4 protein-coding genes are annotated in these 6,561 nt (G+C 54.7%); 2 read left to right on the plus strand and 2 right to left on the minus strand.

Going from position 1 to position 6,561, the window contains the following annotated elements:
* Window positions 1-143 precede the first annotated feature (143 nt).
* Complete coding sequence (locus RMSM_RS11220; RefSeq protein WP_008695531.1) at window positions 144-2,582, minus strand: flagellar hook-basal body complex protein; 2,439 nt, start codon at window positions 2,580-2,582, stop codon at window positions 144-146.
* Window positions 2,583-2,669: 87 nt separating this feature from the next.
* Window positions 2,670-3,113 (minus strand): flagellar hook assembly protein FlgD, encoded by a 444-nt coding sequence (locus tag RMSM_RS11225; RefSeq protein WP_008695533.1) that lies wholly within the window; start codon window positions 3,111-3,113, stop codon window positions 2,670-2,672.
* Between the two features lie 333 nt (window positions 3,114-3,446).
* Between RMSM_RS11225 and RMSM_RS11230 the strand changes: the two genes are divergently transcribed.
* A complete protein-coding gene (locus RMSM_RS11230) occupies window positions 3,447-5,930 on the plus strand; it encodes a sodium-translocating pyrophosphatase (protein WP_008695537.1) in 2,484 nt (827 codons plus the stop codon).
* Window positions 5,931-5,958: 28 nt separating this feature from the next.
* Window positions 5,959-6,561 (plus strand): dihydrodipicolinate synthase family protein (locus RMSM_RS11235; protein ID WP_008695538.1); only part of this gene is annotated, 603 nt, incomplete at its 3' end.

Genomic DNA, 6,561 nt, shown 5'->3' on the forward strand with positions numbered 1-6,561 from the left:
AGTGGAGACCCGTGCAATAACGCGGGGGCAAAACCCGCGTGTGCGTTGAAATCACGCGGGGATGTCGGTAGCAGGCGGTCGCATGTGAAAACGCAGATTGTGGGGGCTGTAGCGAATTTGGCTAGACCCCGACGATGACAGCGTTATCGACGCAGATTTAGCAGCTCGTCGAGCAATTGTTGACTCGTCGTGATCACCCGGCTGTTCCCTCGGTACTGCGTGCTGGCCAGCACCAAGGCGATCAAGTCCTTGCCGATATCGGTGTTACTCAGTTCCAACGCACCACCAATAACACTGCCGATCCCGTTTTGTCCGGGGCCGCCTTGAACGGGAAGGCCGGTGTTGACCCCTTGAGCATACAAGTTCAGCCCGCGAGCTTCCAACCCGGCGGGGTTAGCAAAACGAGCGAGTTGAATTTTGCCTAGGTCACGCGAGATCCCGTTGCTGAAAACCCCTCGAATCGTACCGTCTTCGCCAATCGCAAAACTGTTCAAGACCCCCGGCCCGCTGCCGTCTTGCTGCGTCGCTGCAAGCGTCGAGTTTTCGGTCGCGAGGCCCGAGACACGGCCAAAGTCGACGGTGATTTGCAGCGGCGAAACACTCGGCGTTCCCTCACGTGCGATGGCAATTTGGTCATTCGTTGCGTTGATGAAATTGCCGTTGCCGTCGAATTTGATCAACCCCGTGCCGACAGCGATGTCGGTACCGTCACCGGATTCGTTGCCGCTGCTGTCGGCGAACCAACGGTAAACCGTTTGCTCGTTCGTGCGACTTTCCAGCGTCGTCGACATGCGGACATTGATCGGCACGCCGAGCGAGTCATAGACGACAAAGTCGCTGACTGCACTTTGCCCGGTGGCTTCTTGGACGGTTCCGAAAGCCAAGTTGGGGGTCGTCACGTCGCCATCGAGACCGACGATACGGAATGCCGATAGATCGATGTCCAACGCATTGGATTCGCCGTTATTGCTGACGAATTGAATCTTTCCGTCTTGGATATAGCCGCCTGCGGAAATGGTGCCGGTTTGGCCTGGCAAATTGTTTTCCGATTGCGGAATTGGATTTTGTGCGTCGACTTGGACCGTTTGGATCCCCGAGGATTCTTCGACAAAATCGATGAAGTCTTGAAGCGTGGTCGTTTCGGTGATTTCAAATTCTTGGGTGCCGAGCGCCCGCTCTCCTTTACGGCCGCTATAGCTGAGCGTTCCCAATTGAAATGCTTGTTCGTAGGTGACGCCGTCCCGTTTCAGAACATCTGTCAACAGCGTGCCGGCATTGATTTGCGGGCCGTCCATGTCGAGCGTTTTATTGCCAGCGATGCTCAGGTCCGAAATTTCGGCGTCCGATTTTCCGTCGGTGTAGGTTTCACCAGGCGAGACGGTATCAACCAAATAGAAGTTGTTTTGGTCATTCGACAGGTTGCGATAGATCTTGATTTCGTTGTAGTTCGGAAATCCATCGGTGATCGAAGGGGTTGGCGGCGTGGGAAAGTCGGACAGTGAAATACGTCCCGCCACGATGTTTTGCGGTCCGATCATCACGCTAGGACGTGTTTCCGGTTCACCCGCGCGACCGTACGTGATCATGTAGGTGTAGTTGCCGGTCAAGGTATCGGTGTCAAGTTCATTGGACGTCAACGGCGTGGCGCCGGTATCGCTGAAGCTTGCACCTGCGGTTGCCGAACCGAGCTGGAAAAATTCGTCGCCATTGGGGCCGGTGCGATAAACGTTGACCGTGGGGTAATCGCCTCCGTTGGGGTCTGCGGGCAGATTACCAAGGTTCACGCTGCCGCCGGAGCCGACGGTGACACTCAGCTCACCACTCGGGGCGGCTTCGTTGCCTTGGCTGTCGACCAACGCAACCCGGTATTTGTAAGTGCCCGCTGCTAATGTCCCCACACCGCTTGTGTCGACGGTGATGTCGGTTTGATCCGAAAGCGGAGCACTTTCAATGACAACGCTGCTGCCATCGGCACGAGGCACTTTGGCATCCCCAAGCTGCAAACTCTGAATAATTTGACCTTGGGTTGCGATTTCACCTTCAGGTGACAGAGTTCCTTCGAAGGAAACATTTTCGGTCGCTTTCGCCACGCTCTCGGTACCGAGCGGAACCGTCATCGGAACGAGTTCGGATTCCTGCAGTCGAAATTGTTCATCGACGCCGTATCCAAGCAATCGCTGGCCAGTCGAATTCACCAGCTCGGCACTGCTATTGAGTTTAAAGATGCCGTTTCGGGTGTAGAGCTGTTCCCCGGATGCTCCCTCGACAATAAAGAAGCCATCACCTTGGATCGCCAAATCCGAAGGGCTGCTGCTGATCTCGATCGTCCCTTGGTTATGGTTTGCCGCGATTTCCGCGACTTGAACCCCAAGTCCGATTTGCCGAGGATTGGTGCCCCCGTTGTCTTCCGTGGGCCCCCCGCCGAGCGATAGGGTTTGCAGGAACTGAGTCGCGAAGACGGCCTCGGACGACTTGAAACCGACGGTCTGCGAGTTCGCCAGGTTGTTTCCGATCACATCGATCTGTGTTTCGGAAGCCGAAAGTCCCGTGAGGGCGGTGGTCAGTGCTGAGGTTAATCCCATCGACTTAATTTCCTATCCGCGTCGCCGGATAGAAAAAAAGTCGATTTTCAAGAGCGGCCGAACAGCCGCTGTTGTAATCGTCAAACTCTACCCAGTCTGAATTTCTCGTATGTTGTTAATCTCCATCGTCTTTTCACCCACGTGAACTTTGACAGAACGTGTATTGTTATCGTCACTAGTTTCCACAGTGATGCGGTCGACTACCCCATCCACGGGGCTGGCGTCGTCCGCAAGCCCTTGAACGGTGCGTCCGATCAGCCCGCTGGCGGTGACCAGTTCCTGGCTGTTTGAAAGATTATTTAGCGTTGAAGTTAACTGATCGGTCGCCCCAATTTCTCGAATCTGACTGATCTGTTGGATCATTTCTGCATTATCGGTCGGATTCAGCGGATCTTGATTCTGCAGTTCGCTGATGAGCAGCTTCATGAAGCTGTCGGTGTCGACCGACGAAAAGCTATCATTGGTGCTTGATTGTCCAGCCGATTCTTGAGCGGTGAAGCTTGCAGTGCCGGTTTGGCTGATTTGCGACATGGTCGAAACCTTTGATATGGACGAATTTAGCAACGCGGGCGATTCCCGAGTCGTACCGCCGGTTGTACGAACAAGCTTGCCGAGAGAGCGAGAGCAATCTTTTTAAGGAGCGGGGAGCTGAGGTGCTGCTGTTGGAACGATGGGTCAAAGCGACTGAGCACGACTGTACAGGGAAATATTCTTCCCCTTTTGGCTCGCACGGATGCTGTGCCCACCGTTGCGTCGCGGTTGGTCATCGAATAGCCTCAGAGAAAACGATAGCAAGCGAATCGGTTTTCCGTGTTTGCCGTTTCTTTCAGCCTGATCAGTTTTCAAGAGCAAAGGAATGAAAATATGTTGGCGTTGATGGTTTGGTTGATCGCCTGCGGATCTGCAATCTTGGCCCTGGTTTGGGCTTACCGTTTCTATCGGGAAATGATGGGGGCGGACGAAGGCAATGCCTTAATGCAAGAAATTGCTCAAAGCGTTCGCCAGGGAGCCGATGCCTATCTGAAACAGCAATACAAATGGGTTGCAATCGTTTTTGTCTTTGTGGCGATCCTGTTGGCCATCGCGGCGTTTGTGTTGCGGGTGCAGAACGCATTTGTGCCGATCGCTTTTTTGATGGGAGGATTTTTCAGCGGGCTGTGCGGTTGGTTCGGGATGAAGACCGCGACCCACGCCAGCAGCCGCACCGCAGCCGGTGCACAGCGGTCACTTAACGATGGCTTGCAGATCGCATTTCGCAGCGGCGCCGTGATGGGATTGATCGTGGTGGGCATGGGGCTTGTGTACATCTGTTTCTGGTTCGCCCTGCTGTATTGGCTGTTGCCGTTGATCGACGAAACCTACGCGATGAGTTTGCAACAGATCTCGGTCGCGATGCTGTCCTTTGGAATGGGAGCAAGTGCGCAGGCGTTGTTTGCACGTGTCGGAGGAGGCATCTTTACCAAGGCCGCCGATGTCGGTGCCGACTTGGTCGGGAAAGTCGAACAGAGTTTAAAAGAGGACTCACCACGCAATCCTGCCACGATCGCTGATAATGTGGGTGACAACGTGGGTGACGTTGCCGGGATGGGAGCCGATTTGTACGAATCCTATTGCGGATCGATCTTGGCAGCTTCGGCGCTGGGGGTGGCTGCATTTCAATCGGGCCGTGGATTGCCCGAGGGTTATGATGTGACCACGGCACAGTTGCATGCAATGTTGTTGCCGCTGGCGATCGCAGGCGTGGGGATTTTGCTCTCGATTGTCGGGATCTATGCCGTCAAAACGGGAGACGAGCCGACACAGAAAGCACTGCTAAAAGCCCTCGGCAAAGGGATCAACCGATCTTCGTGGTTGGTCATGGTTGCAGCGGTGGGGCTTTCGGTTTGGTTGATGCCGCCCGTACCCGGCACGATGATTTTCGGGATTGTTCCCGGCATCGCCATCAGCATTATCGTCGGGCTTGTTGCGGGTTGGGGCATTGGCCAATGGACCGAACGCGTCACCAGTGACGAGTACGCGGCGACACGTAAATTGGCAAAACAGGCCGAGACCGGCCCTGCGACGATCATCATCTGTGGGATTGCCGACGGAATGCTCAGCACCTGGGTGCCGGTTGTGATTGTGTGTGCGGCGATGCTGTTGTCGTTTGGGTTCGCCAATGGTGGTTCGTTCAACGATTTAAATAGTTTTTCGTTGGGATTGTATGGTGTCGGTATCGCTGCGGTGGGGATGCTGAGCACGCTGGGGATCACGTTGGCAACCGACGCGTATGGCCCGATCGCCGACAATGCCGGTGGCAATGCCGAAATGTCGGGGTTAGAGGACGTGGTGCGTGAACGCACCGATGCCCTGGATAGCCTCGGTAACACCACCGCGGCGACGGGCAAAGGATTCGCGATCGGGTCGGCGGCGTTAACCGCGCTGGCGTTATTGGCGGCGTATGTCGAAGGCGTTCGCGACGGTATGGTTCGCTGGGGTGACGAATACGTTCATCACGAAGACGTGACCCGTGATGGCGTGTATCAAATCACGCCCGATCTGCTCGTTGAAAAGACAGGGGATGAATCTGAGGTATTTCTCGTTTTGAATCCATCGATTGATAAGGGCGACGAAATTAAGGTGTGGCGAAATGCGACCGAAGCCATGCTCGATTCCTCGACGCTGACATTGCCAGGCGAGAATCATTTTGGGCGAGTCGATGCGATCGGTGCCTCGCTGGTTTCGGTGCGCAACGCGAATTTGAAAGATTTCTTGATCTTCTACGATGCGACGCTAATGAATCCTCGTGTCTTGGTGGGAGTCTTCTTAGGCGCGATGTGTACGTTCATGTTTTGTGCGATGACCATGAAATCGGTGGGCCGCGCCGCCCAAGGGATGGTGATCGAGGTGCGTCGTCAATTCGAAGCGAATCCGGGGATTTTGGATGGATCGGTCAAACCGGATTACGAGACACCGGTCAGCATCAGTACCAAGGCGGCGCAGCGAGAAATGATTTTGCCAAGTTTGCTTGGTTTGCTGATGCCAATCGTGGTGGGCGTCGTGCTTGGGGTCGGTGGCGTGTTGGGATTGTTGGTCGGATGTTTGACAAGCGGTTTTTGTTTGGCCGTCTTTATGGCCAATAGTGGTGGATCGTGGGACAATGCAAAAAAATATATCGAGGCGGGAAGTCACGGTGGCAAAGGCAGCGATGCTCACAAAGCGGCGGTTGTCGGAGACACAGTAGGAGACCCGTTTAAGGATACGAGCGGACCCAGCTTGAACATCTTGATCAAATTAATGAGTATGGTGAGCGTTGTCGTTGCAGGCTTAGTCGTTCGCTACTCGCTTGTTGCGATGGGAATTTTCTAAGCGAACGATTCAATAACCTCAACCAGACATGACAAATCGAATCACTGGGATTCTGACTCCCCACATCACTCCGGTCGACTCACAGGGACGTGTCGACGAAGACCGCTTGTGTGAATATATCGATTGGCTGATTGAACGGGGCGTCGATGGGCTGTACCCCAACGGCAGCACTGGCGAGTTTGTTCGTTTTACTCCCGAAGAGCGCCGGCGAATTATCCGTGTAGTCGTCGATCATACTGCCGGTCGCGTGCCGATTTTGGCGGGGGCGGCCGAGGCGAACGTCAAAGAAACGATCGCGGCCTGTGATGCGTATGGCGAAATGGGAGTTCGCGCGGTGGCGATCGTTGCTCCCTTCTATTACCGGCTGAGCTCCGAAGGGGTGTACGCCTACTTCAAAGAAATTGCCGACACCGTCTCGGTGGATGTGACGCTCTATAACATTCCGATGTTCGCATCGCCAATCGATTTACCCACCATCATTCGTTTGGCACAAGAATGTCCTCGAGTGATTGGAATCAAGGATAGCTCGGGTGACTTGCCGTTGATGATGCGAATGATTGCTGCGATTCGCCCGCTTCGTGATGACTTTAGTTTCTTGACCGGATGGGACGCCGCACTCGTGCCGATGTTG

The sequence above is a fragment of the Rhodopirellula maiorica SM1 genome (genome assembly GCF_000346295.1).
In the GTDB taxonomy this organism is placed as follows: domain Bacteria; phylum Planctomycetota; class Planctomycetia; order Pirellulales; family Pirellulaceae; genus Novipirellula; species Novipirellula maiorica.

What these genes read in the sequence shown, in the direction of transcription:
- RMSM_RS11220 (WP_008695531.1), bottom strand. Translation starts at nt 2,582, where the DNA reads ATGGGATTAACCTCAGCACTGACCACCGCCCTCACGGGACTTTCGGCT.
- RMSM_RS11225 (WP_008695533.1), bottom strand. Translation starts at nt 3,113, where the DNA reads ATGTCGCAAATCAGCCAAACCGGCACTGCAAGCTTCACCGCTCAAGAA.
- RMSM_RS11230 (WP_008695537.1), top strand. Translation starts at nt 3,447, where the DNA reads ATGTTGGCGTTGATGGTTTGGTTGATCGCCTGCGGATCTGCAATCTTG.